Annotated in this window: 26 protein-coding genes and 3 pseudogenes; 13 read left to right on the top strand and 16 right to left on the bottom strand. The window is 68.7% G+C overall.

Annotated elements, in window-relative coordinates; all coding sequences use genetic code 11:
- Positions 1-18 precede the first annotated feature (18 nt).
- The 5 genes and pseudogenes from AWQ70_RS38060 to AWQ70_RS38065 form a co-directional block, all read right to left on the bottom strand.
- A pseudogene (locus AWQ70_RS38060) lies at positions 19-950 on the bottom strand (IS5 family transposase); the annotation flags it as partial.
- A 62-nt stretch (positions 951-1,012) separates the two neighbouring features.
- A complete protein-coding gene (locus AWQ70_RS27525) occupies positions 1,013-1,492 on the bottom strand; it encodes a TRM11 family SAM-dependent methyltransferase (protein ID WP_067181971.1) in 480 nt (159 codons plus the stop codon).
- Positions 1,492-2,196 carry a hypothetical protein gene (locus AWQ70_RS27530; protein ID WP_218004681.1) on the bottom strand — a complete coding sequence of 235 codons (705 nt, stop codon included), beginning with the start codon at positions 2,194-2,196 and terminating at the stop codon, positions 1,492-1,494. Before AWQ70_RS27530 ends, AWQ70_RS27525 begins: the two co-directional genes overlap by 1 nt.
- Positions 2,197-2,746: 550 nt before the next feature.
- Entirely contained in the window at positions 2,747-3,022 is a 276-nt protein-coding gene (locus AWQ70_RS27535) for a hypothetical protein (RefSeq protein ID WP_067181977.1), read from the bottom strand.
- Positions 3,019-3,549: an ATP-binding protein gene (locus tag AWQ70_RS38065; RefSeq protein ID WP_084517876.1), complete on the bottom strand. Its 531-nt coding sequence runs from the start codon at positions 3,547-3,549 to the stop codon at positions 3,019-3,021. The genes AWQ70_RS27535 and AWQ70_RS38065 overlap by 4 nt, the downstream gene beginning before the upstream one ends.
- Positions 3,550-4,101: 552 nt before the next feature.
- Between AWQ70_RS38065 and AWQ70_RS27545 the strand changes: the two genes are divergently transcribed.
- A complete protein-coding gene (locus AWQ70_RS27545; protein ID WP_067181984.1) occupies positions 4,102-4,929 on the top strand; it encodes a helix-turn-helix domain-containing protein in 828 nt (275 codons plus the stop codon).
- A complete protein-coding gene (locus AWQ70_RS27550) occupies positions 4,911-5,135 on the top strand; it encodes a DUF397 domain-containing protein (protein ID WP_245647176.1) in 225 nt (74 codons plus the stop codon). Before AWQ70_RS27545 ends, AWQ70_RS27550 begins: the two co-directional genes overlap by 19 nt.
- A 67-nt stretch (positions 5,136-5,202) precedes the next feature.
- On the opposite strand, the gene AWQ70_RS27555 is transcribed toward AWQ70_RS27550, so the two are convergent.
- Positions 5,203-5,826 (bottom strand): hypothetical protein, encoded by a 624-nt coding sequence (locus AWQ70_RS27555; RefSeq protein ID WP_067181987.1) that lies wholly within the window; start codon positions 5,824-5,826, stop codon positions 5,203-5,205.
- 370 nt (positions 5,827-6,196) lie between these two features.
- On the opposite strand from AWQ70_RS27555, the gene AWQ70_RS27560 reads away from it, so the two are divergent.
- From AWQ70_RS27560 to AWQ70_RS42635, 3 genes and pseudogenes are all read left to right on the top strand, one after another.
- On the top strand, positions 6,197-7,024 hold the full coding sequence (locus AWQ70_RS27560; RefSeq protein WP_067181990.1) for a hypothetical protein: 828 nt from the start codon (positions 6,197-6,199) through the stop codon (positions 7,022-7,024).
- A 254-nt stretch (positions 7,025-7,278) separates the two neighbouring features.
- Complete coding sequence (locus AWQ70_RS27565; RefSeq protein WP_067181994.1) at positions 7,279-7,662, top strand: pilin; 384 nt, start codon at positions 7,279-7,281, stop codon at positions 7,660-7,662.
- A 314-nt stretch (positions 7,663-7,976) separates the two neighbouring features.
- A pseudogene (locus AWQ70_RS42635) lies at positions 7,977-8,933 on the top strand (TrbL/VirB6 family protein); the annotation flags it as partial.
- Positions 8,934-9,060: 127 nt separating this feature from the next.
- Here the strand turns inward: AWQ70_RS42635 and AWQ70_RS42475 are convergent.
- From AWQ70_RS42475 to AWQ70_RS27590, 3 genes are all read right to left on the bottom strand, one after another.
- On the bottom strand, positions 9,061-9,609 hold the full coding sequence (locus AWQ70_RS42475; RefSeq protein ID WP_373282389.1) for an esterase-like activity of phytase family protein: 549 nt from the start codon (positions 9,607-9,609) through the stop codon (positions 9,061-9,063).
- 101 nt (positions 9,610-9,710) lie between these two features.
- On the bottom strand, positions 9,711-11,855 hold the full coding sequence (locus tag AWQ70_RS27585) for a peptidase domain-containing ABC transporter (RefSeq protein WP_245647178.1): 2,145 nt from the start codon (positions 11,853-11,855) through the stop codon (positions 9,711-9,713).
- Between the two features lie 8 nt (positions 11,856-11,863).
- Entirely contained in the window at positions 11,864-12,127 is a 264-nt protein-coding gene (locus AWQ70_RS27590) for a hypothetical protein (RefSeq protein ID WP_067182010.1), read from the bottom strand.
- A gap of 374 nt (positions 12,128-12,501) precedes the next feature.
- Between AWQ70_RS27590 and AWQ70_RS39325 the strand changes: the two genes are divergently transcribed.
- Genes AWQ70_RS39325 through AWQ70_RS27600 form a run of 3 tightly spaced genes read left to right on the top strand, consistent with a single transcriptional unit; the run spans position 12,502 to position 14,696 of the window.
- Positions 12,502-12,657, top strand: coding sequence for a hypothetical protein (locus AWQ70_RS39325; protein ID WP_157530478.1), 156 nt, complete (start codon positions 12,502-12,504; stop codon positions 12,655-12,657).
- Positions 12,658-12,711: 54 nt separating this feature from the next.
- On the top strand, positions 12,712-13,704 hold the full coding sequence (locus AWQ70_RS27595; RefSeq protein ID WP_067182012.1) for an MvdC/MvdD family ATP grasp protein: 993 nt from the start codon (positions 12,712-12,714) through the stop codon (positions 13,702-13,704).
- Entirely contained in the window at positions 13,701-14,696 is a 996-nt protein-coding gene (locus AWQ70_RS27600) for a TIGR04500 family putative peptide maturation system protein (protein WP_067182016.1), read from the top strand. The genes AWQ70_RS27595 and AWQ70_RS27600 overlap by 4 nt, the downstream gene beginning before the upstream one ends.
- 166 nt (positions 14,697-14,862) lie before the next feature.
- On the opposite strand, the gene AWQ70_RS27605 is transcribed toward AWQ70_RS27600, so the two are convergent.
- Positions 14,863-15,162 (bottom strand): hypothetical protein, encoded by a 300-nt coding sequence (locus AWQ70_RS27605; protein WP_157530480.1) that lies wholly within the window; start codon positions 15,160-15,162, stop codon positions 14,863-14,865.
- 573 nt (positions 15,163-15,735) lie between these two features.
- Here AWQ70_RS27605 and AWQ70_RS27610 point away from each other — a divergent pair.
- Positions 15,736-17,682 carry an ATP-binding protein gene (locus AWQ70_RS27610; protein ID WP_245647179.1) on the top strand — a complete coding sequence of 649 codons (1,947 nt, stop codon included), beginning with the start codon at positions 15,736-15,738 and terminating at the stop codon, positions 17,680-17,682.
- A 27-nt stretch (positions 17,683-17,709) separates the two neighbouring features.
- Here AWQ70_RS27610 and AWQ70_RS27615 read toward each other — a convergent pair whose 3' ends face one another.
- Positions 17,710-18,219 carry a hypothetical protein gene (locus AWQ70_RS27615; protein WP_067182020.1) on the bottom strand — a complete coding sequence of 170 codons (510 nt, stop codon included), beginning with the start codon at positions 18,217-18,219 and terminating at the stop codon, positions 17,710-17,712.
- A gap of 169 nt (positions 18,220-18,388) precedes the next feature.
- Between AWQ70_RS27615 and AWQ70_RS27620 the strand changes: the two genes are divergently transcribed.
- A complete protein-coding gene (locus tag AWQ70_RS27620) occupies positions 18,389-19,204 on the top strand; it encodes an alpha/beta fold hydrolase (protein WP_067182021.1) in 816 nt (271 codons plus the stop codon).
- A gap of 113 nt (positions 19,205-19,317) precedes the next feature.
- Here AWQ70_RS27620 and AWQ70_RS39330 read toward each other — a convergent pair whose 3' ends face one another.
- On the bottom strand, positions 19,318-19,485 hold the full coding sequence (locus AWQ70_RS39330) for a hypothetical protein (RefSeq protein WP_157530482.1): 168 nt from the start codon (positions 19,483-19,485) through the stop codon (positions 19,318-19,320).
- Between AWQ70_RS39330 and AWQ70_RS42575 the strand changes: the two genes are divergently transcribed.
- Both AWQ70_RS42575 and AWQ70_RS27625 read left to right on the top strand, forming a co-directional pair.
- Positions 19,423-19,614 (top strand): DUF7662 domain-containing protein, encoded by a 192-nt coding sequence (locus tag AWQ70_RS42575; RefSeq protein ID WP_444543148.1) that lies wholly within the window; start codon positions 19,423-19,425, stop codon positions 19,612-19,614. The two genes, AWQ70_RS39330 and AWQ70_RS42575, sit on opposite strands and share 63 nt — an antisense overlap.
- Positions 19,615-19,976: 362 nt before the next feature.
- A complete protein-coding gene (locus AWQ70_RS27625) occupies positions 19,977-21,101 on the top strand; it encodes an alpha/beta hydrolase family protein (protein WP_218004682.1) in 1,125 nt (374 codons plus the stop codon).
- Here AWQ70_RS27625 and AWQ70_RS27630 read toward each other — a convergent pair.
- The 4 genes from AWQ70_RS27630 to AWQ70_RS27645 all read right to left on the bottom strand — a co-directional run bounded on the left by AWQ70_RS27630 (position 21,066) and on the right by AWQ70_RS27645 (position 24,159).
- Positions 21,066-21,782, bottom strand: coding sequence for a response regulator (locus AWQ70_RS27630; RefSeq protein ID WP_067182025.1), 717 nt, complete (start codon positions 21,780-21,782; stop codon positions 21,066-21,068). The two genes, AWQ70_RS27625 and AWQ70_RS27630, sit on opposite strands and share 36 nt — an antisense overlap.
- A complete protein-coding gene (locus AWQ70_RS27635) occupies positions 21,779-22,930 on the bottom strand; it encodes a sensor histidine kinase (protein ID WP_067182029.1) in 1,152 nt (383 codons plus the stop codon). Before AWQ70_RS27635 ends, AWQ70_RS27630 begins: the two co-directional genes overlap by 4 nt.
- A gap of 165 nt (positions 22,931-23,095) precedes the next feature.
- The gene (locus tag AWQ70_RS27640; protein ID WP_306303420.1) at positions 23,096-23,587 is read right to left on the bottom strand and encodes an HIT family protein; all 492 of its coding nucleotides are present in this window, start codon (positions 23,585-23,587) and stop codon (positions 23,096-23,098) included.
- Positions 23,588-23,904: 317 nt separating this feature from the next.
- Positions 23,905-24,159 carry a hypothetical protein gene (locus AWQ70_RS27645; protein ID WP_067182035.1) on the bottom strand — a complete coding sequence of 85 codons (255 nt, stop codon included), beginning with the start codon at positions 24,157-24,159 and terminating at the stop codon, positions 23,905-23,907.
- Between the two features lie 147 nt (positions 24,160-24,306).
- On the opposite strand from AWQ70_RS27645, the pseudogene AWQ70_RS27650 reads away from it, so the two are divergent.
- Positions 24,307-24,651: pseudogene (locus AWQ70_RS27650) on the top strand (transposase); the annotation flags it as partial.
- Between the last annotated feature and the right edge of the window lie 48 nt (positions 24,652-24,699).

The raw sequence follows: 24,699 nt of genomic DNA on the forward strand, positions 1-24,699 counted from the left end.
TAGGGCCTGTTTCTTGGATCACGTGCGGAGCCAGATCACCAGAGCTGCCACGGTGACGGTGCCGAGGTAGATGTAAGCGCGCTTGTCGTAGCGGGTGGCAACAGCTCGAAAGTTCTTCAGCCGGTTGATCGCCCGCTCGACAACGTTGCGCTTCTTGTAGCGCTCCTTGTCAAACCCGGTAGGCCGTCCACCGGCCGAGCCGCGCCTGCGACGGTTGGCCCGTTGGTCACGAGGCTCAGGAATGGTATGCCGAATCTTGCGTCGCCGCAGGTAGGAGCGGTTCTTGCGCGAGCTGTAGGCCTTGTCCGCGCTGACACTGTCCGGCCGGCTACGAGGACGTCCAGGCCCGATCCTAGGCACCGAGATCTTCTCCATCACGGCCTGGAACTGCGGGCTGTCGCCATGCTGTCCAGGGGTGAGAACCACAGACAGCGGTCGGCAACGCCCGTCGGCGGACAGGTGGATCTTCGTGGTGAAGCCTCCGCGTGAACGCCCTAGACATTCACCTGCTTGACCACCTCCGCCAGGCGGGCGGACAGGCTCTGCAGCACCAGATCGCACCGCTTTGTCCCAGCTCGTCCCCCCTTTAACGGAGAAGCCATAGGCGGAGGCGCGTTCCGTGCTCCGGCCGCGTGCTGGTGCGCTCGAGCCGTCGTGGAGTCGACCGACACCTCCCAGTCGATCCCGCCCTCAGCGTCCTGGGCGGCCTGCACCTGCGCGAGCAGACGTTCCCAGGTGCCGTCGGCAGACCAGCGGCGATGCCGTTTGTACACCGTGAGCCATGGCCCGAAGCGTTCCGGCAGGTCTCGCCACGGCAGCCCGGTCCGGGCCCGGTACAACACCCCGTTGATGACCATGCGGTGCTCACTCCACCGGCCACCGCGTGTTCCCGCGGGTGGGAGCAATGGCTTCAGCCGCTCCCACTCCGCGTTGGTTAAATCTCCTCGGCCTCCCATGCCGACCAGGGTGGGGGCGACACCCTGATCACATCAGGAGATCCGGGAAACAGGACCTAGTGGTGGTTCCACTTGCGGATGCCCGGCTCGCCGGTATCGCGGGTGGAGCGGATATGCCCGTGCGTGTAGGAGCCATAGGGCGGGGAGGTGAGCATCAGCGCCGCCATTCCGGCCAGGCCCGGCAGGAGGCGGGATGCGTTCCGGGAGTCCCCGATCACGACCTGCGCTGTCCCGGGGGCGCCGTTCCAGCGGGCGTGAGCGACGTTCTCGGCGGCGAGTTTGGCCCACTGGGGCTCGTACTCGATGCCGGCCGCGTGCCGGCCGTGGTGGATCGCCTCGACCAGAGTGGTGCCGATCCCGCACATCGGGTCGATCACCAGCTCGCCCGGCCGTGTGTAGGTGGAGATCACCTTCGCGGCGATGGCGGGCAGCATCTTGCCCGGATGCTTCATCGACTCGGGCAGGTAGCGGCCCCGTCGCTGAGTCCGGGAGGGTTGCTGCCCCGTGGCCCACACCGATCCGATCGGTTCCCTCATCACCGCTCCTCTCCTCCTTCGTTCGGGTACGGCTCGGCCGAGACCGGTGGCCGGGCGGGTTTGGTGAAGATCAGCACGTCCGCGTGCGCCCGCAGCACCGTTGGAACGTGCGGCGGGCCAGCCTTCGCCCGCGTGGCAGCGACGGTGGCCGGAAGGAGGGACAAGACGATCCGCTTCCGGCGGACCGGGCCGTGTATAGCGACGATGTGCTGCAGATAGACCAGCCCTGCACGGCGCGCCTCACGTATGAGGCCGGGCACCGGGTCATACGGACGGCCTTCCATCAGGTGCAGGCCAGTGACGACGACCAGGTGGCCGCCGCAGGTGAGCAGCGCGGCGGGCTCGGTCAGGATGCTCTCGTGGAGAGGCACTCCGGCAGCAGTCGCGTTCGGCGGTTCGCAGGTCCGCCGGAGGACGACGAGGGCTGCTTCGCCGCGCCGGTGGGCAAGCGCCGGATAGATGGCCTCGGCTCGGGCGACGCGAACCTCCGCCCTGCGCACCGGGCCTTCGTCGCGGCCGGTGGTTGCCCGTGTCCACGTGACACCCGCCTCGCGGGGGTCGCTGATGACAGCCGTGGCGCGGCGGCCGAGGATCATCGCGTTGGCCACCAGCGTGTGGTCGGCGGGGTGGATGTCGACGACCAGATCACCGGGGCGGGTGCAGGTCGTGATGAGCTGGCGGGCCAGTCGTCCGGTGACCGGCATGCAGCAGCCGCTGCGGCAGACGGCGGGTGATTGGCCCTCCGGTGCGGTGAGCCAGACGCTGAGCGGCAGATGCCGCGGCTGGCAGGAGTGAGCGGAGAAGTCCTGGAAGGAGTGCGGCGAGGTCGTCACGATGGTGTGGCCCGGTCACCCCGGCCACCTGATCCCTGTCACTTACTCAAATACCTGCGGCGAGATGCCGGTTGGGACAGCCTCCACGCGAATGCGCGTGAGGGTCCGTACTATTGCCGCGTCTCGACGCCGCATGACGGCGGGCCCGCTGCGGCTACGAGCGCCCCATACGCGGTGTCCGTGAGCGGCGGGGACGTGGGCCCATGACGGCGTTTCAGGGACCGGTCGGGGTTCGGAAGGGGCGCGACGGTACGGAGGTGTCGGGGGCTGCCCGTACCGTCGCGCCCGGCCTGTCCACGCGCGGAGCGTCACACGCGCCATCAGGCCCACATAGCGGTCCCCGCCCACCCCAGAGAGGGGACCGCTCTCCCGTGCCGCCATCAGGGACCGCATCAAGCGGCACGGAGCTTTTCGATCATTGCTAGTGGAGATGCCAGCTGATGCCGCCCGGCGGGCCGGTGATGTCCCGCCACTCCTCGTCGGAGACCGGCGGGATACCCATCAGCTGGGTCGCCACGTCCATCCCGCCCCGGGTAAGGCGGCCATCGCTGATCAGTCCTTGTGGGTGGCGCTGCTCCCGGCGGGCTATCTCTGCCGTCACCTCCAACGCTCGGGCGACCGTCTCGCGCATCCCGCGCAGTTCCTCGCCGGAGAGCTCTTGCCGGCTACTGAAGTCGGGCATGGGGAACACGCTCACGCTGCACCTCCCGCACAAGGTGACGAAAGCGGCACGAGATGGGTTGACATGGGTTGTCCGCCTATGCGGAACCAGACGGCATTGCCTGCCTCGTCATCGTGATGGACTCCCCAGGCGTCGGCCATGACGTTCACCATCCACAGGCCTCGCCCGCTGCCGTCTTCCGGGCATGCCTCACGGATGACGGGAACGCTGGCGGCCGACCCGTCATCGATGACCTCGCAGTGCGCGACGCCGTCCCCGGCCGCCAGGAAGACCGTGACCAGCCCGCCCGCCTTGCGGCCGGAGTCTGAATGCACGATGGAGTTCGTAACCAGTTCGCTGAGCAGGAGAACGGCGTCTTCCCGGACCTCGTCCGCGACATGTCCGGCCAGCAGGCCATCGGCCCATGCTCTGGCAGCGCCGACGGATACGGCCTTTCCGGCGAAGTCGGCTTGGCCAAGAGCGCATAGGTTCCGATCGCGCGAGACGGCCGCATATGCAGTCCGGCGGCGCTCTCGCGCAGGTCTCAGTTTCTGCGTTTTCATTGATTCACCGCCGCTTTGACCTTTGTGGCGGCATTCTCATCGAGTGCCCACGCCCATTCGCCTCGCCGCCATAGACGCGACCATGAAGGCCTCCAGGTGAACACCCACCCGTGCGGCCGGCGAATCATCTCGACACGCAGGGGCCTGCCGCTCGGTCGCATAACGTCCAGGGCAGGGAATTCACTCGGAAGCAGCACAAGCGAGGTAGCGCCCCCAAGACTCCGCAGGTCCCAGGCCAGTCGCACCAGATGGATGAGCTGCTCCTGCGCGTGCGGCGCCACTCTCAAAGCCACGTGATCACCTCCCTATGACATGTCCCAAACGGTTTCGATCACGGCCTGTGCAAGGACAGGCAGGCGGGGAAGTTTGTCCGCTGATTGTCATTGCTCAGTCGTGGGACGAAGATCTGGGTTTAGATTGCCCTCAGTTCCGGTGGCCGTGTAGACATATTCCGTCGACAATTGGGCGACGGAAACTCCCGCGCGTTGTAGGGATGTGTCATAGCCCTGGAGCAAAGCGTCATGGTTCCGCCAGGAGATACCAAGGAGAACAATGGCGAACGATCTTGACCCGCGGCTGACGCCGGTTCAGCGTTTCGGCCGTGAGCTCGCACGGGCCCGCAAGGAGGCGGGTCTATCTCAGGAGCGGCTCGGCACACGCCTGGGCGTCTCTGGATCGCTCGTGGGACACATCGAGATCGGCAACCGGACCCCCAAACCGGACCTTGCAGCCCGATGCGATGAGGTGTTCGGAACGGGTGACTTCTTCGCCCGGCTCTGCAAGAACATCACCTCCCCGTCGGCGCCCCACTGGTTCCTCAGATGGTCAGAGGAGATCGAGCCCCGGGCACGGGTACTACGGAGCTGGGACCCGCTACTGATCCCCGGACTACTCCAGACCGAGGACTACGCAAGGGCCGTCTTCCGTGGTGGCCTGGCAGCTTCGGAACAGGAGATCGAAGAGCAGGTAGATGCCCGCATGACTCGCCAGATCATCCTCGATCGCGAGAATCCCCCCATCTTGTGGGTCCTGCTGGACGAGTGGAGCCTGCTACGCCCTATCGGCAGCCCGAAAGTCATGTATGAGCAACTCGACCATCTGACCGACGTAGCGGCTCGGCAGAACGTAAAGGTCCAGATCGTTCCGCATGACGCGCCCTGCACCGTCAGGCTGATGTCGGGGTTCGCACTCGCCGAACTGCCGGATGCGCCGACCACGGCGTCCATAGAGTCAGCAGGAGCAGGTGAGGTGTCCGCCGAGCATGAATTGGTGAGCCTCATGTGGGACACCTATGACAGGATTCGTGCCGAAGCCCTTCGTCCCGGTCATTCACTGGAAATGATCAAGGAAGTAAGAGAGCAATGGAAGTCAAAGACGTGACCCATGTGGACCTCTCCACAGCCGCGTGGAAGAAGAGCTCCCGGAGCGGCTCCAGCGGCGGCAACTGTGTCGAGGTCGCCAGCAACCTTCCGGGCGTCATCGCGGTCCGTGACAGCAAGAACCCCGATGGCCCCAAGCTGCTCTTCACTCCTGCCGAGTGGCGAGCCTTCATCGGCGGCGTGAAGGATGGCGAGTTCGACGCCTAGCGGCCGACGACGTTTCTCGTACGGCTCCTCACCTCGCGGCGCTGACTGACGTTGCCAGCATCTGATGTCAGGGCCAGAACGGCTGCGCGCGGGTGGCGGCTGAGACCAGCGGGGCCGCGTCGATCTCGGTGAATGTCAACGGGACGTCGAAGGCTGGCCACTCCACGACGAACTCGAACGGCTCAGGCGGCGGCAGTGGCCATAGCCACAGATGCCAGCTCCGGCACACAAACCCGCGGCCGCCCGGCTCGCTCTTTCCGTGCAAGGACAGGAGAACCGGGCTATCCGGTTGAGATGGAGGCCACTCCGGCGTCTGGCGCATCCCGTCGAAGATGGTCGCCTTGCTTCCATCCGAGAAGCGGACCCCGAAACGCTCGATCTCCTCAGGGAGGGGACGGTCGGGCCCGAGATGGAAGTGGCTGCCCATCAGTAGTTCACGCTGGCTCCACCAGGTCTCATCGTCCACGCCTTCGCTGCGGCGTGCCCCCATCGTGACCTCGAAGTCAACACCTTCGGGAAAGACAGTGGCGCTGGTGAGCACCAGAACCAGAGTCTCACCGCGGAACAGCACCCGCTCGATGGGCACCAGGGCGCCGAGCACGTCTTTCCGAGGGCCGCTCCACGCGGGCGGCACCGTTTCCTCGCCTTCGAATTCCATACGGCGAGGCGGCGGGACATCGAAGAACCCCATGCGCCTCACGCTACGTCACGTCTTCAGCACGAACATCTTCGCCGCTTCGCCCATAAGCCGGCCCAGGGGAGCCCCGACCGCAAGCCGGGACAGAGAAGCGATTACGAGGTGACGAAAGCTTGACCCGAATCGCTCAGTGACTTCGATTGTCGCTGGTCAGCGCGTTTTTGGGACGTCATTGGGAGATGAGGCGGCACACTCCATGACGCTGTCTTTTCCTGTTTCCCCAGCTCAGATCATGTTCCGGACGATGGCGGTCTCTTTGCTGGGTGTTTGCGGTGCTCGGTGTCCGTACCGAAGGTGTCCCGTTCATGTACGGGGCCGGTGGGAGACCGGCGGTGTCCGAACCGATCACCATTCGGGGGCCACCATGACAAGCATCGACACCATCGGCACCGTCACCACCCGCGACGACCACCAGGGCTCCGGTACCGAACCGCACCGTCCCGGAACCACACCCCGTACCACCGCCACCGCCTCCCGCCTCCCGCTGGACGTCGCGGAGAACGCATTCCGGCTGCTGATGGAAGGACCTCAGCCGCTCTCCGTCAACGGCGCCAAGCTGTGCTTCGGCCTTCCCAAGCGGGAGATCCCGCTGGATGAACTGCGGACGATCCTGCTTCACCCGCTCTGCGCGCGGACCATCCGGGACGAGGTCTGGCGGCACCTCATCAGCCAGTCCCGAACGCATCGCGGCGCGTGGACCGTCACCGCTGTCGCGCTCGCACTGCCAATGCTGCGCCGCCTGGTCAGGACCATGGCAGAGCAGGTCACCGTCGAACGGGAGGACCTCGAAGCCGAGGTACTCACCTGCTACCTGGAGGCCCTGGAGCGGGTGAACCTGACCTGGACGCAGCCGCTGCTGCGGCTGTTCCGGCTGACCCGGTTCGCGGTCCTTCGCGCTCATGCCGTCGAGCCGCCCCACCTGCTGGCAGACCCTGACCCGGTCGGGGACAGGAGCCTGTCCTACCCGGCCGGGCACCCGGATCTGCTCCTGATGGATGCGGTCCGTCAGGAGATCATCACGGCGGAGGCGGCCGAGGTGATCGGGATGACTCGGCTGGAGGGCGTCCCGCTGTCGGTCTACTGCCGCCGCCGCGGCCTGCTCTACTGCGCGGTGCTCAAGCGCCGCCAGCGGGCCGAGGCCCGGCTGGCCAAGGCCCTCATCGACGGCGAGCTGTCGGCGGCAAGCCTCTGATCAATTTTCCGTCGGGTCATGTCCCAACAGGGGCGTTGAGCCAAGTCTTTCAACAGGTGCAAGGGCAGTACGGGCGCTTCCTTCCCAGCTTGCCGAGCCGCACTCCGGCCACCGGTCCCTGTCACCCACCGGCATCGGCAAACCCACAGCCCATTCGAAGGAGGACGCCCACCCGGCCACGGCAAGCCGAAGGCGCCCGTACTCCTGCCCCATCGTCTCCACCGCATCACGGGCAATGACTCGGGAGGCACCCAGTGAGATCCAACCCCGGCACCACCCGCCAGGTTCTCACCAACGTCGGTACCGTCGCGGCCGGTGCAGCGCTCGGCTTCATCATCGGAACCGGTATCACGTGGTTGATCAGCGACCCCAGCACCGCCACCGCGTCCACCGCGCTGGCTGCGCCGTCGTCGCTGAATCAGGTGATCGACAATCTGCGCAACGTCATCGTCGGTCTGCTCGTCGCCCTCGCCACGCTGTTCCTGACGATCGGCGGGGTCCGCTACATCCTCGCCGGCGGCGACCCGAGCGAGGTCGAGGCGGCCAAGAAGACCCTGCGCTACGCCGGCCTTGGGTACGGCATCGCGACGCTGGCGCCGCTGCTGGTCAGCATCCTCAAGGGCATCGTCGGAGGCTGACGGTGACCCCCCGTCAACACCCGCGCCGTCACCTCACCGCAAGTGCCGCAAGCGGCCTGGCCGCAGCACTCATTCTCCTTGGCGCCGTGCTCGCCTTCCTGGTCCCTGCGGCATCCGCAACTCCTGCGGCCCCACATCCGGCGCCTTCACCGTCTCCGCAGGTGAGCTGGATCGCCCCGCCCTCCCCGGCCCCGGCTGGGAAGGGAGCGGGGAAGGGTGAGTGCGGCTGGATGGACGTCGGCTGCAAGGTGAACAAGGCTGTCAACGGCTGGTTCACCGACCTGGTGAAGGACGCGATCAACCCGGCCTTCGCCATGGTCGGGCGGACCCTGCTCTCCTCACCGCCGCCGTCGCTGCTGTCCCGGGTGCGGGAGCTGACCGGCCAGGTGATGGTCGTCTCCAACGCCCTGCTCGTGCTGTTCGTCCTCGCGGGCGGCATCATCGTCATGGCCTACGGCAGCACGCAGACCTCCACCACCGTCAAGGAGGTCGCCCCGCGGCTGGTGCTGGCGACGATCCTGTCCAACGGGTCGCTGACCGTCTGCGAGTACGCCGTCCAGCTCGCCAACGGCCTGGCCAGCAGCCTGGTCGGGGAAGGCGTGGACGCGCAGCGGGCCGGGGACCTGCTGGCCGGCAAGGTCGCCGCCATCCTCACCGATCCGGTCAATGCCGCGCTTTATCTGGTGCTGCTCGCCGGAGGCAGCGTGCTGATGGGCCTGATCCTGGCCTTCATCGCCATCATCCGCATCACCCTGCTGCTGTTCCTGATCATCTGCGCTCCGCTCGCGCTGCTGTGTCACGCGCTGCCCCAGACCGAAGGCATCGCCCGGCTGTGGTGGCGCGGCTTCACAGGGGTGCTGCTGATGCAGGTTCTGCAGGCCCTGGTGCTCTTGTTGGCCTTCAAGGTCCACCTCACCGACTCACGCGACCTGTTCACCCCCGCTGCTTCGACGGCCGGGCAGTCGTCTGCTGCCGGGGGCGCGTTGGACGTGCTGATCCTGATCGGCCTGCTGTATGTGCTGATCAAGATCCCAGGCTGGGTGGCGCGGAGCGTCTGGCAGCAGGCCAAACCGCAACTGCTGATGCGGATGGTCAAGGCCGTCGTCGTCTACAAGACCCTCGGCGCGCTCGGCGGCGCGTTCCGCAAAACCCGAACGGCCCCCTCCTCCGGTCAGAAAGTCGCCGCCCATCACCAGGGCGCAGCTTCCCGCATCGCGCGGCCCAGCCCGGCAAGCAAAGCCACCTCTCGCTCCGGCCCCTCTACGTCATCGACGGGTGTCACCACCTCTACCTCGGGAGTCAGTCACGCGATGAACCCGCCCACCCGCCCCAGCCCATCCACCTCCTCCTCAGCGGGGAGTTCCCGCCCTCCGCAGCAGCTCCCGCTACCACTCCAGGTCACCCCCACACCGTCCCCCCGTACGGCGCGCCGCGCTCGCCAGGGGCAGCAGCTCGCGCTGCCGTTCCCGGTGACCCGCGTACCGCGCCCACCCGCACCCGCTCCCACGCCGCCGGTGAAGGCGACATGGATCCGGCCCCGGCCGCGTCCTCGGCAGTGGCGAAGGTGGCCGCCGGGCCCTCGTCGTCCTCCCGCTCGATCAGGATGGCCCGGTTGGCGTCGAGGGAATGCATGTCGGCGATGCGGTGGTCCGCACCGTCTGTCCGGTACTGCCAGCTGCGTCCGGTGTAGCGGTTCGCGCGGGTGTCGAACTCGTGGATGCAGCGCCGGAACCGGTTGCCGTCGCCGGCCGGATAGAGGTAGCGCCCGTCCGGGGAGGAGGCGGGCGCCTCGAAACCGCGGCTGCTCTCCACCGTTGGCGTCTCCCCACTCGCCAGTTCCGGACTCTGGGGCGCTTTGAGCACGGGATGCGAGACCGGAGCCTGCAGCAGCCTGCCGGTGCCGTCGACGTGCAGGAGGAACGGGCCGAACTCATCCCCGATCCACATCGACCCGTCGGGGACCCGGGTCACCGACTCGACGTCGAAGTCGCCGCCGGTGAGCAGCCGCTCCGTGGTGTTCTCGTTGACGATCGAGAAGGGACTCCGGTTTAGTAACTGGCCGATTTTCCAGGAAGCTCGTGCTGCGTCGCGACCAGTTCGGCGTACTTGCCGCTCATGGCCATCAGCTCCTCGTGCGTGCCACGCTCGACGATGCGCCCGCTGTCGACGACGAGGATGAGGTCGGCGTCCCTGACCGTGCTCAGCCGATGGGCGATGACGATCCTGGTCTGGACGAGGTGGCTCAGGTTCGCCTCGATGACCGACTCGGTAGCGCTGTCAAGGTTGCTGGTGGCCTCGTCCAGCAGCAGCACCTTGGGGCGGCCCAGGAGGGCGCGGGCCAGTGCCAGGCGCTGGCGCTGCCCGCCGGACAGGCCACCGCCGTCAGTCAGCATCGTCTCGTACCCCATCGGCATGGCCATGATCTCGTCGTGCAGCGCGGCCACGCGCGCCGCCGCCATCACGCGCTCCAGCGGCGCACCGGGGTCGTTCAGCCCGATGTTCTCCCTGATCGAGCCGTTGAACAGGGACGGGTCCTGGGTGACCACGCCGAACTGGCGGCGCAGCGTACGCAGACTCAGCTCCCCTGCCGGCACCCCGTCGTAGCGGATCTCGCCCAGCACCGGCGCGTGCAACGCCAGCAGCAGTCTGGCCAGCGTGGTCTTGCCCGACCCGGACGCACCCACCAGTGCTACCTTCTGGCCCGGGCGGATGACGACCGACACGTCCCGCACCGTCCACGGGGCGCGGGGGTCGTGTCTGAAGCTCACGCCGCGCACCTCGATCGCGCCGCGCAGGCGCAGCACCTCGATGCCCTCGCTCGGCTCCGGCTCGGAGGCCAGGATGTCCGACAGCCGGTCGAAGTGCGCGCCCGCCTGCTGCAAGCTCTGCAGCCCGGTCATAAGTGAGCCGAGCGGGGTGAGCGCGGCCAGCGCGATGGCGTTGAGCGCGATCAGCGCACCCACCGTGAGCTGCCCGTCGAGCACCCGCCAGGCACCCAACCACAGCAGCCCGAGCGGCGCCGCCACCCGGATCCCCGACAACGCCGACTCCAGCAGCCCTCGGGCCAGCCCCATCCGCACGTCCGCGTCGAGTTGCCGGCTGAAGTGGGCCGACCACTTCTCCACCGCGCGCTGCTCGGCGCCGGACGCCTTCAACGTCTCGATGCCGGAGATCGCCTGGATGAGGCTGGTCTGCGACGCCGACAGCGCTGCCAGCTCCTGCCTGGTGAGCGTGGCGATGCGGTTGGTGGTGCCCAGCATGAGGAGGGTCTGCAGCACGGCCACACCGGTTAGCGCCAGCCCGAAGACGGGGTCCCAGAAGTAGACGACCACGAGGTAGCCGACGGCCAGCGGCCCGTCCAGCAGCGCGGCCACGATCTGGCCGGTGAGGATGGCGCCGAGGGTGGACACGCTGGCCGCACGGGTGACCAGGTCGCCCGTGCCGCGCCGGGTGAAGTACCGATACGGCAGCGTCACGAGATGGCTCACCACGCCCTCGGTGAGCTGCTGGTCGGCGCGGACCCGCACGGCCACCAGCAGCGCGCTGCGGAGGTAGCCGATGACGAACTGGGCCGCGCCGGCCAGCAGCACGGAGCCGCCCAGCAGAGTGAGCACCTCCACGCCGTACGCGGGGACGATCCTGTCCAGCAGGAGCTGGGAGAACATCGGCAGGGCCAGCCCGAGCAGCTGCAGCAGCAGCGAGGCGGCCACGATCTGCGCGAGCATGCCCTTACGCCGCCGAAGCAGCGTGCGTACGAACTCCCTGCGCCAGGCGCTCGCGATCGAGGTCGTGCCGCGCTGGAAGCCCTCGCCCGGCTCGAACACCAGAAGCACGCCGGTGAACCCGGCGCCGAACTCCTCGGCGGTCAGCCTGCGGCGACCGGCAGCCGGGTCCACGACGTCCACGCGGTCCGGCGACCAGCGTTCCACCACCAGGAAGTGGTTGAACTCCCAGTGCGCCACGGCCGGGAGCGGCACGCGGGCAAGGTCCTCGGGGGCCAGGGAGAACGCGCGGGCCTTGAGGCCGTGCTCGCGCGCGCCGTCCAGGAGCGCCCTGGCGCTCAGGCCGTCCCTGCCGATTTGGAGGCGTTCGGTGACCTGGTGCAGCGTCGTGCGCCGGCCATGGTTGCACAGCACCATGGCCAGGCAGGCGGCACCGCACTCGGTGTCGGTGTTCTGCAGGATGACGGGCATGCGGCGAATCATCCGGCCGCTCCCGCGCGCAGCGCCAGCACGGTCAAGACGGTGCCTGCCGCCAGAATCGCCGCCACGACCAGCCACAGCACGAGGAACGACGGGCCGCTGATCACCGGCGACAGGAGTCGGACCGGGCGGGGTGCGGCGTGCTCGCGCAGGGCCTCCTCCCGATAGATCCTCGGTCGCTCCTGCTGTTGCGCCGGCGCCACCCGGGGGCGCCGGACCGGGAGGGTGGCGTCGTTCGGATCGCCGGCCGTGATCTTCGACATGGTCCTCTCTCTGGTGGCCGAATCTGAGAACCGGTCGCTGACGAACGCTAGGGCTGTGCGGTTGGAAGGGACTTGTGAGTGGCTGAGGTCGCCGTCTTGCGGTCCGCACGGCGTGACGGCATCCTCGGTCGGCTTGCCGGCCTGGGGTCCGCGCGAGTCAGGACCCGCTTCCCACCCACATTGCAGCCGCCTGCAAGACGGCCCTCGCACGATCCAGTTCAGTGAGCAGGGAGGCGTTCCACGACGATGCACATCGACGATCCGAGCGAGGCAGCCGAACCGGCTCCATCGGAGCCTCCCGAGGACGTCTTTCTGCTCTGTTCTGTTCACGAACGCGGACGGGCGAACGTCCGCGACACGATGAGGAGTTGAGAATGACCATTCGAATCGATGATCTGGAAAACGGCGCCGAGCTGCCTGACGACGTGCTGGACGCGGTCATCGGCGGTCGCGACATGATTGGTCCGAGCCCGAAGGTCTGCACCTCGATCAACAACGGTCAGCCGGACACCTGCTGGGACCTCAGCTAACGATCGAGCGGAGCGGCGCTCCGCGGAGCGCCGCTCTCCTTCTAGGAGCATCCGGTGATCCTGATACTCAGCAGCAAGGACGACATTGGCGTCAACCTCGTCCTGCCCAAGCTCGTCGAGCGTGGCGTCGAGGTGTACTGGTGGGACCCCGGCGACTATCCCGCCACCGCCCGGATCACCTCCCGCCTGGTCGGCGGTGCCTGGCGGCACACGCTGATCACGGACGACGCCGAGATCGACTCGTCGGCCGTCAGCACCGTCTGGGTGCGCCGCCCGCAGCCGCCGGAGGCGGCGCCCGCCGTGGCCGACCCCGGACACCGTGAGCATGTGGCGAAGCTCGGCCGGATCTTCATCGACGGCTGGAGCGACACCTACGACGCCCGGTGGTTCCCCGCCGACCTGAACACGCTGCGGCGTACCCAGAACAAGCTGGTCAACCTCGCGGCCGGCGCCCGGATGGGCTTCACCGTACCGGCGACGACCATGACCAACGATCCCGAGGAACTGGCCGACGGCTGGACGGCGACGGGCGGCCGGTTGATCGCCAAGGAGGTCGAGTTGGTGCCCTACGAACTCCACGGGGAGGAGCACGGCTTCTACACCACCTCGGTGACCCGGCGGCACCTCACCAGCCGCCACCGCCTGGCGCACGCGCCGGTGATCCTCCAGCCGAAGATCGAAAAGGCGGTCGAGCTGCGCATCACCGTCGTCGGCGACCGGGTGTTCGCCGTCGCGATGGACTCCCAGGCGTCGCGGATGACCCGGGACGATTTCCGCCACTACGAAGGCACCTTCATCAGCTACGCCATCCACGACCTGCCGAAGGACGTGGAACGGCGCTGTGTCGAACTGGTCAGATCGTTGGGCCTGGCCTTCGGCTGCCTCGACATGATCCTCACCCCGGAAGGCGAGTACGTGTACCTGGAGTTGAACCCCAACGGTCAGTGGGGATGGCTGGAGGAGTTCATCGACCTGCCCATCTCCGAGGCGATCGCCGACTGGCTGGCGGCCGGAGAGCGCCCGGCCGGTCAGGAGGTGCCCGCGTGACCGGCTACCCGCAGACGCTCGCCGGGGCGGTCGAACTGCTGCGTGGGCTGCCGCGCCACCGCGACGCCGTGCCCGAGGCGCGCAGGACCGTGGCGGCCTGGCGTGCCGCCGACCCCGGTTGCCGCGCCCAGCTCGTCGTGGACGAACGGCCGGGCACCCCGCAGGTCGACTACGACCTGCTCATCGACCACCCGGACGGCGGCACCGTCGCGCTCACCGCCTCCGCCGAGGACGGCGTGCCGTGGGCGGTCGACCACTCCACGCACTGGGCCGCGAGCAAGGTGTTGCGCGTGGATGGCCGGGACCTGTCCGTACAGACGGCGCTGCTTTCGATGCGGGCCTACGGCGAGCGGGACAGGACCCTGCATGATGATCTGATCGACTACTGCATCCTTTCCTTGGAGACCCAGGAGGACGAGGAGCCGTCGGAGGACGAGCTGCAGCGGGCCTCCGACGACTTCCGGCGGCGGCGCGGGCTGCACAGCCGCGCCGACACGATGCGCTGGCTGGACCAGGTGGGTCTCACCCCGCAGGCGTACCAGAACCACCTGTTCACCCTGGCCAGGATGAACAGGTTCACAAGACGCATACAGGCCGAATCGGCCATGGCCTACTTCACCGACCACGCCGCGGACTTCGCCCGGGTGTCGGCCGTGTGGGCCATCGGGCCGGAAGCCGTCCTCGGTGAGCTGGCCGGCCAGAATGACGCCGTCGCGGCGCTGGGCGCGGCGGTGACCTGTCCTGGCGGAGACCTCACCGTCCATGTGGCCGACCGGGTGGCTGCCGAGCTGCCCGAGCCGTTGCGTGACGCCGCCGAGGGGGTGGCGGTCGGTCCGGTGCCCTACCGTGATGCCTTTCTCTTCGGTGTGGTACGTCGGCGCCGCCCCGCTCAGCCCGACAATGCCACGCTCGCCGCCGCGGGACGGGCCGCCTTCTCCGCCTTCATGGCGGAGCGGCGGGCCAAGGCGAAGATCGAGTGGTTCTGGCTCTGATCTCGGCTGCCTCGTTGACGGCGCCCCGGTTCGCTCCCGCTTCCTGGAGCGCACCAGGCCGAACTGCGCCGGGTTTCGTGGAGGCCGGCCTCCACGAAACCCGGCGCAGTTCAGGTCCGGTGGTGTGAAAGCGGACGGGTCGACCCCGTCCCCTTTTCGACAGCGCTCAGCGGCTACACGAGATGGTGACCGTGGCCAGGTAGAAGCCCAGTCCGTCGGGGAAGGCGTTCGAGCTGACCGTCCGGCATCGGGTGCTGCGGAACCCCGCGGCGACGGCCTGCGCGTTGGCGTCGGCCCGGGCCATCGTGATCGCTGCGGCCCGGTTGGTACCGACCCCGTCCCCCTGGAACTCCTGGGTCTCCTGGACGCCGACGACGGACTGGACGGCGGCCGAGGCCGGGGCGGTGGCACCGGCCAGTGCCACGATGGCCAGGACCACTCCGATCATGATTCTTCTGAGCGACATGTGCTGCCGTTCCCTTCTCTGAGGCGTCTCTCAAAAGGGAGGCGTTCCATGGCGTTCCACGGCGTTCCACGGGGATAGGCGGGCTCTTCGTCGTATCTGACGCGCGAGTACGTGTCCCCGCGACTTGCCGGAGAAACCGCCCTTGGCGAAGGCGCAACCGGTCAGCGCGCTGCAGAAAGGGCCGCTCACAGTGGAGCCCCACGACGACGAAGCTGTTGAAGTAGCCGCCGAGGCATCCGCGACGATCTTCTGACCGTTCCCCGGGTCGCCGGACACATCGCCTGCTCGGCCAGGCCGACGATCGCCCCGAACACCGACGGCCCGGTACGGGCGCGGCTGCGCCGCTACACGGTCGGAGCCCGCCACACCTCCTTCGGGCCGAGGACCTGGAAGCGACCTCGGCCTGCGCCTGCGGGGCCGGCTCAGAACGCCTGATCGGGACGCCTCGGCCGGTAGGGCCGGCTTCACGCTCTCCGGCGGCGACGTAAGCCGTAATCAAGGGTCCTGCAAGCAACGCTGCCTACGGTCGCGACAGCGGACACGGGGCCCGATCACGAAGGAGCCCGGAACAGGGTGCGGAGTCTGACGGGGAGCCCGACGCCATCGGAGCACGGCATCGGATCGTCGCTCCTGGCGGGGGAACGCGCACTGTACGGCGAGGGCGACCTGTGCACCGCCCGGCGCTGCTTCGACTCGGCCTACCGGGAAGCAGAGCGGTGCGATGACGGACCCGCGATGGCGCGTGCCGCTCTCGGGCTCGGCGGGCTGTGGGTGCACGAACATCGGACGGCCGCGGACGCGGCCGCCGTCCGGGCACGACAGCGCCACGCTCTGTCGATCATCGCCCCGGATTCCGTGCTGGCGCTCCGGCTGCGCACGCGGCTGGCCGCTGAGGAGGACTACCGTACCGGCGGGCATGCCGCGGTCCTCGCCATGGTCGAGGAGGCGAGGAGCCGGGGTGACTCCGTCGCCCTGGCGGAGGCCCTGAACTTGGCTCATCACTGCGTGCTCGGCCCCGGAGACGGAGCCCTGCGGCTCGAACTCGCCCAGGAGCTGATCGCCACCGCGTCCAGGACGGCTCGCCGCAGCGATCTGCTGATGGGGTTGCTGTGGCGAACCGTCGATCTGTTCCTGGACGCGGATCCGCACGCCGGTCGCGGCCTGGCCGAACTTCGCGGCCTGCTGGCAGATCGAGACCATCTGGCCGCCGGGTTCGTGGCCGACGCGATCGAGGTGATGCTCGCCATCCGGGGCGGCGGGTTCGGGCAGGCCGAAGCCCGGGCGGCCGCCTGTGCCGAGCGAGGCACGACGGCCGGCGACGTCGACGGGGCGGTGTGGCACGCCGGGCAGTTGGTCGCGATCCGCTGGTACCAGGGCCGTGTCGCCGAACTGCTTCCGATGTTGTCTGAGCTGGTGAACTCGCCCAAGCTCAGCGCCGTGGACAACTCCGGCTTCGCCGCACTGGCGGTCGCCGCGGCCTCGGCGGGAGATCGCCGTCAGGCGGTGGGCGCGCTGGCCAGATTGCGCGGCCCCGGCCTGGCGGGCCTGTCCAGATCCAGTAGCTGGCTGGTGGCGATGTACGGGGCCGTGGAGGCCGCCCACCTGGTCGGCGACGCGGAGATCTCGGCACAGGCGTACGCGTTGCTCCGCCCCTTCGCGCGCCTACCGGTCATGGTCAGCCTCGGGGCCGCCTGCTTCGGTTCGGTACACCATACGCTCGGGGTGGCCTCGCTGACCTGCGGCGACGCCGGGAACGCGGTGGCGCATCTGGGCGCGGCCATCCGCGACAACTCGGCGCTGGGGCACTGGCCGGCGGTGACTCTGTCGCGATGGCGTCTGGGCCAGGCACTGCGGCTGCGTGACGGGCCCCGGGACGAGGCGGCCCGGGAGGAACACGCCATCGCCGTACGTGATGCGGCGGAGCTCGGCGTGGTACTGCCTTCCGAGGCGGGGCGGCGTCCGGTGATCCACGCGGGCGGTTCCGGCGTTTCCGGCGGGGCGGCCCAGGTGGTGATCCAGCGCCGGGGCGGGCGGTGGCGGGTCGAGATGGGCACGCGGGCCGTGCTGGTGGGCCACTGCGTCGGCATGCGGCACCTGGCGGTGCTGCTCGCCAACCCCGGACACGAGGTTTCCGCCATCGACCTGGCCGCGGGCATGAAGGTGCTGACCGCCGGGGATGTCACCCCGGCCCAGCCGCTGCTGGACAACACGGCCAGGCAGGCGTACCGGGAGCGGTTGGTACGGCTGGCAGCCGAACTCGACGAACTCGGCCCGACCGGCGGGAGCGAACGCGCCTCCGCGTTGCGCGCCGAGCAGGATTGGCTGATCGCCGAACTCGGCCGGGCGACCGGTCTGGGGGGCCGGGCACGCGGATTCACCGGTGACCGGGAGCGGGCCCGGGTCTCCGTTGGGAAGGCGATCCGGCGCGCCCTCGATCGGATCAGCGAGGCGGACCCGGTCATCGGCGATGAGCTTCGTGCCACCGTACAGACCGGCGCCCGCTGCTGTTACCGTCCCTGACGGCGGCCTGTCGGCCGCCGTCACCCGTCAAGCGGACTGGAACGTGCACCCCTTGGCTTCGCCGGTGGACATGACGACGAACTGCGCGGATGCGATCGCCTTCTTTCCGAAGTCTTCCTTGACCGCGTTCGCCCCTTCCTCCATGGAGTCGAGCACGGAGGCGAAACCATCGCACTCAGCCTGAGTTGCCGGTTTCATGCCTGGGAAGTTCGACCTGCCCGTGGCGGTGGCAACCGTACGTGCGTTGGATCCGCTGCCGGTCGTGGTGATCTTGCACCCCCGCCACTCGCCTACGGTGCGAACGGTGTCCGCCGAGGTCAGGAACCGCTTGGCCGCGGCGGGATCCTTGCTGCCCTCCGCCCACTGATTGAGCAGATCGATCGAGTACGCCATGGCGTCGCACCGGGACTGGGTCAACGGCCCGGGGTCCTTGCCCAGCTTGCCGGTGGCGGTGGCTGTGGTGGCGGCCTGTGCGGCACCGCCGAAGGCCATCATCGTGGCCACCACGAGCGCGGTGGTCAGAACGCGTCTGTTCATCTGATTCACCTTCCGTTTCGAGTGCCCGGCGGCACTCACCTGGAAGGCGTTCCAATCCGTTCCACCGCGTTCCAGCGTCCCTCTGTCGCCGCCTCCCCTCCCGACTGAGCACCACAGCAGCTCACCGCATGTTTGCCCTTGGCCTTGGGGCAGGGTTCACACTCATCGCATGGCTATCTCGAAACCGGCCGACTCGGCCTGGACCGGCATGGTGCCGGTCGACGACACGGCGCTGGCCGTGACCGACACCGGCGGCCCCGGCCGTCCCGTCGTCTATCTGAACGGCGCCTACGCCGACCAGCGGCCCTGGCGGCCTGTGATCTCTGAACTCGGCAGCGGCTGGCGGCACATCACCTACGACGAGCGGGCCCGCGGCCGATCGAAGCGGTCGGCGGATTACTCCTTCGAGGCGTGCGTCCGTGATGTCGATGCCGTCCTTGCGGCGAGAGGTGTGGACCGGCCGCTGCTGGTCGGCTGGTCCTACGGCGCGGTGGTCGCGGTGCACTGGGCCGACCGGAATCCGGACCGCGTCCTGGGGGCGGTGTCCGTGGCCGGCGCTGTTCCGTACGGCTTGACCGGCGAGGATGGCCGTGAGCGCATCCGGCGCTTGTTCCGCCGGATGCGGTTGTTGATGCCGCTGGTGCGCACGCTGGGCCTGACCGCGCAGATGACCGCCGACCAGCACGCCGAGGTCAACATCGAGCTCAACGAGATCGCGGCCGCCCTCGCGACGGTCCTCGACCGCGTGACCTACCCGGTGCGGTACGTCCTGGCCACGGGTGCCGGCCTTGGCGGGAGCCAGGAGGAGATGGAGCAGGCACGCGCCTCACTCGATCCGGTGCTCGCCCGCAACCCGAACCTCCGGGTCAGCGCGAAGGTCGCGAGCAGCCACTCCCACATTCTGCGCAAGGACTTCCGGGCTGTGGCCGAGGCCGTACGCGAGACGGCAGCGGCCCATGACCGGGACGGTTCGTCGAGCCAATGACGGACGGGCTCACGGTAGGCCAGGCGGCGGCGTTCGTCGGCGCCACGGTGAAGACCATGGCCGAGGCGTTGATCTCGGCCGAGGCCGACAGCCTGTGCGGCGTGCGCGTCTAATCAATCGCATCGGCGAATGTCGAGCAGCGTGATCGCTGGACATGTCCGCTCCCCTGCATCCAGGCCGCTCATGACAAGCGCCGAATTGGCCTTCACACTGACGGCGTGGTCGCCCGAGAACAGGACGAACGCCTGGCCCATCATCTCCAGCAGGGCGGATGCGGGCACGTCACAACGAGCTTCGCTCAGGTCGCCCGCGTCATCGGCGAGGAGCTACCTGCCAGCGCCTGCAAGCGCTCAGCCTGGTGGGCCGGCGATCCCAAGCACGCGCAGGCCGTATGGCTCGACGTTGGCTAGAGGACCGCGCGCTCGGCGACGACGAGTATGGGCAGCTCATCAAGGGTGGCCTGGAGCGGCCGGCCGAGCAGTTGGGTGAGGCCACCTGACAGGCCCACCGGGGTTGACGGCGACGGTGCCGGCAGCCGGGGCCGTGGCATCGGACCGGCGTATGAGGGCGTAGGCGACGGCGACGACACCGAGTGCCGGGTCGTCCTGTACGAGCGGGCGACTGATGGTGCCGCAGTCAACCAGGTGGCCGGGGCCGAGGGACACCAGGCCGGGGTGGTGGAGTCTTCGTCGAGCTCTACCCTCCTGGGTTGAGCCGGAGATCCTACCCACGCCAGAGGCGGCAGCCGTACCCGACCGGCACCGTGAACAGGGTGAAACGTGCACTCATCATCACCGCCCTGGCCCTCACGCTGGCCGGATGCGGCTTCACCCCACCGCAGCGCCTGACCGTCCCGAAGCCGACGGGCCCGCATCCGGTGGGGACCGTTTCGGTCCACCTGGTCGACCGGTCCCGCCCGGATCCCTGGAACGGCTCCGGCCGGAAGCGGGAGCTGATGGTCAGCCTGTGGTACCCGGCCCGGGACGTGCGGGCCCACCCGGTCGCCCCCTGGATGCCGAAGGCGGCGGCGGATCGGTACTTGGAGATGAACGACCTGGAGCCGGGCTCGCTGCTACTGGACAGGACCGACGGCCACGAGGGCGCGCCCGTCGACGCGAGCCTGGGCAGGCTGCCGGTCGTCCTGTACTCGCCGGGCGCCAACGCCTCGCGCGCGTACGGGACCGGCGTCGTCGAGGAGCTGGCCAGCAAGGGGTACGCGGTGGTCACCGTCGATCACCCCTATGACGCGGCGGTGGTGGAGTTTCCCGGCGGCCGGGTGGAGACGGGCGGCGAGCTGACCGGCTTCGCCAAGGCGGTCGACGTCCGGGTGGCCGACGTGCGCTTCGTCCTGGACAGCCTGCCCTCCCTGGAGGAGAAGCTGCCCGGCCGTAACGGGAAGCCGCTCTTCGACCTCGCGCGGATCGGAATGTTCGGGCATTCGCTCGGCGGCGCGGCCACCTCCTCCGCCATGTACGCCGACCCGCGGATCAAGGCCGGGCTCGGCCTGGATGGCGCCGTCTTCGGCAAGGTCGCGCAGTCCAGCCTCGACCGGCCGTACATGGTGGTCGACACCGACGGGAAGGGCGGCATGGCGACCAATCCGACGCTGCGCACCTTCTGGGACGGCCTGCGCGGCTGGCGGCTCAACGTGACGCTCAAGGGGGCGGCGCACAACTCCTTCGGCGACGACGTCCTGCTCATCCCCATGTCGGCCGGGCCGCTGGGGCTGAGCAAGGAGCAGCTCCAGGAGGTCGTCGGCACGATCCCGGCCGAGCGCGCGCTGGCCTTCCAGCGCGCCTACCCGCTGGCCTTCTTCGAGCAGAACCTGCGCGGCCGTCCGCAGGCGTTGCTGCAGGGCCCGTCACCCGCCTTCCCCGAGGTCTCCTACCGCCGCTGATGGCCCCTGCCCGCCGGCCGTGACCACGCCGCCCTCGTAGGCGGCGATGACGAGCTGCGCCCGGTCGTGCGCGGCGAGCTTGGCCAGCAGGCTGCGGATATGGGTCTTGACCGTCGCCGGCCCGATGCCGAGCCGCTCGGCGATCTGCGGGTTGGTCAACCCTCGAGCCACCAGCGAGAGCACCTCCCGCTCCCGGCCGGACAACCGGGTCAGCCCCGCCGCCAGTCGGGCCGGGATTCCGGTGGGCTCGCGCCGGGCGAACTCCCCGATCAGCCGTGTGGTGACCGACGGGGCCAGCAGCGCCTGCCCCTCCCCCACGATGCGCAGCGCCTCCAGCAGGTCGCCCGGCCGGGTGTCCTTCAGCAGGAATCCGCTGGCTCCGGCCCGCAACGCCCCGTAGACGTACTCGTCGAGATCGAACGTGGTCAGCATCACCACCCGCGTCGCGGCGGTCATCGGGTCGGCCCGGATCAGCTCAGTGGCCTTGATCCCGTCGAGGCCGGGCATACGGACGTCCATGAGCACCAGGTCGGGCCGGAGGCCGCGGGCCAGTTCCACCGCCTGCTCCCCCGTCCCGGCCTCGCCGACGGCCTCCAGGTCGGGGGCGCTGTCGATCAGCCTGCGCAGCCCCGCGCGCAGCAACGCCTGGTCCTCGGCGACCAGCACCGTGAACGTGCTCACCTCTCATCCTCCCCGGAACCGCCTGGCAACAGCAGCCTCGCGCGAACGGCGAAGCCGCCTCCGGGCTCCGGTCCCGCCGAGAACGTTCCGCCGTACAGGGTCACCCGCTCTTCCAGCCCGGCCAGCCCGTGGCCCCCCTCACGCGGCGCAGCACCCCCGCGACCGTCGTCGACGACCTCGACCACCAGCTCGCGCTCCGCACGGGTGCCGACCACCACCCGACATCGGGCCGGGCCGGCGTGTTTGAGCACGTTGGTCAGCGACTCCTGCACGAGGCGATAGACGACGAGGGCCACCTCGTCGCCCAGCGCGGGGCCGGGCTCGACGTCGAGCTCCACCCGAACGTCGCCGGCCGGAATCGCCGCGACCAGCTCGCGCAGCGAGTCCAGCGTGTACGGCGGACCGTCCCGGTCCCCGGAGGCATCGCGCAGCAGACCGAGGAGGCGGCGCAGGTCCGCCAGCGCCTTCCGGCTGGTCTCCTCGATGATCGACAGGGCCTCACCCGCCTCCTCGGGGTGCGTGGCGGCGACGTGGTTGGCGATGCCGGCCCGCATGGAAATCAGGCTCATGCTGTGGGCGACGCTGTCGTGCACGTCACGAGCCATGCGCAGCCGTTCCGCCGCGGCCGCGGCCTGCGCCGACCGTGCGACGGCCTGCGCGGCGTACGCGCGCTGTTCCCGTACGGCAAGCCCGATCGTCCACGCCAGACCGAGCACCAGCCAGGCGAATCCGCACGCCGACGCCGCCTCGGCCCACGAGGGTGAGTCGATCGCGGCACCGGCGGCGGTCACGGCCAGCGCGGCCACCAGCGCCGCTACCGCCGTCCGGCGTGCTTCCAGCAGCGCCACCGCGTGCAGCGCGACCGCCAAGGGCACGAACGCCTCCTCCCACCGGACGAACGGCGCGAACACCGCCGCCACCAGGACCAGCGCGCAGACCGGGACCGGCCACCGGCGCCGCCCTGCCAGCGGCAGGCAGGCCAGCGCGATCATCGGCACGGCCGCATACGGCGACACTCCGGCGGACTCCGGCACCAGAACCGCCGGCACCGAGAACCCGGCGGCCAGGGCAACGGCCGCGAACGCGTCGACGGCGACCCAGTGTCCCGGTCGCAGCCTGCGCGCGATCAAGGGACGCCGTTCGGCCATGCGCCCACCCTAGATGGGGCAGACCGGCAGGCGCCGCGGCCGAGGCCGTGAGCAGGTAGGACGCGCAGGCGTGATGGAGATCATGCAGTCTCAGCCAACTGGGACTTCGTACCTCAGCCCCAGTCCAACAGGCTGCGATGGTGACCGCCGAGCAGAGTGCTGATGTCAGGCAGGCAGATCACGCGTAGCGCCTGTGTCCGCTGTAAGTGATCCCAGCGCTGCCAAGCCGGACTCGACCGCCGCAGATTCCTGATCGAGCAGACTCCGCGCCCTGGTGCCCCAGTCGGCGTCTATTCGGAAGCTGTCCCCCTCGAACCTGGGGAACACATGCAGGTGAAAGTGGAAGACCTCCTGAAATGCAGCCTTCCCGTCCGCGAGGAAAACGTTCACGCCTTCACAGCGCAAACCAGAACGCCGCAGAGCCCGGCCCATCCGGTGGCCGACCCTCCATACGTGCGCGCTCGTCTCCTCATCAAGGTCTTCCAGTCCGACGGCGTGGACGCGCGGAATCACGAGGAGGTGGCCCGGAGTGACAGCCCCTACGTCCATAATTACCACTACGCGATCGTCGGCGTAAGGAACACTCGCCTCAGCCTCGCCACGAAGGATCGCGCAGAAAACGCAATCTGAACGAGCAAGATCTCCCATGCTCAACATGGTGACAGCGACCGGCGTCTACAGCGAACACTTATAGCTCGCGCCAGCGATCACCTAAAGTCGAGATCGCGCCGTAACGCCGAGGCGACTGGTCAAGATGCCTACTGACGGCAACAGCGCCGAACAACGCCTGCACGCCAGAGCTCCAGCCCAGACGGCGTGCCCGTGGCGTGCCCGTTAGGGGGTGATCAAGGGGGACCCGTGGGGAACCACGTGTACTCATAGCACTTGCTCGCAGGTCGGCGTCTCCCCAGCTCAGCGACCAGATGCGTTAGAGACTTCCCAAGCTGACGTTGTCGCTGGAAGAGCGCCTGGTCTTATTCATCATCGTCGTCACTCGTGTATGCGTCGTATAGCTTGTGGCGGAGGAGATCGGTTCGGACGGTCAGGGCACCGAGAAGTTCCTCATCGCTCAGCCCGTCCGTGGTCCTGAAGGCCCATGAGGAGTGACCTTCCTCATCAAGGCACTTCACGAGAACTATCGCGCCCAGAGCGGTCCATCCTTGGGGAAGCGGGTAGACGTTGAGGCCATTCAGAGCCTGGCCTACGGGTACTTCCTTTTCCTCTGTCACGGAGCCTCCTGATGGCTGGTGGTGGCACGAATCGAAATGTGCTGCTCAAGCGCGTCGCAGCAAACATCGAAACCACCGATCCGGGGGCAGTCGACTTCACCGGCTCGCGGGCAGTAGTAGATGTCCGAACAGCCGCAGACGAAGAAACAGGAGTCGCTGGCGTTTTACGACTTCCCGGCCGAGCACTGGATCCATCTGCGCACGACGAATCCGATCGAGTCGATGTTCGCAACCGTCCGGCACGGCACCAAGGTAACCAAGGGGCCGGGCTCGCGGGCGGCCGGGTTGGCCATGGCGTTCAAGCTGATCGATTCGGCCCAGGCCCGCTGGCGCGCGGTCAACGCACCTCACCTGGTGGCACTCGTACGTGCCGGAGCCCACTTCGAACGCGGCGTACTCATCCAACGTGACGAGGTCAGCCGCGAGGGCCGGAGCGTTCGCCTCCTTGAAGAAGCAGCAATAGGTGTTGATACCTGGCGGATACACGGCTGAGCGCGGATGGATACCCGGCCAACACCAAGTGGAGGAAAACGGCCGCCA

It is taken from the genome of Microtetraspora niveoalba, assembly GCF_001570405.1.
Classification (GTDB): domain Bacteria; phylum Actinomycetota; class Actinomycetes; order Streptosporangiales; family Streptosporangiaceae; genus Microtetraspora; species Microtetraspora niveoalba.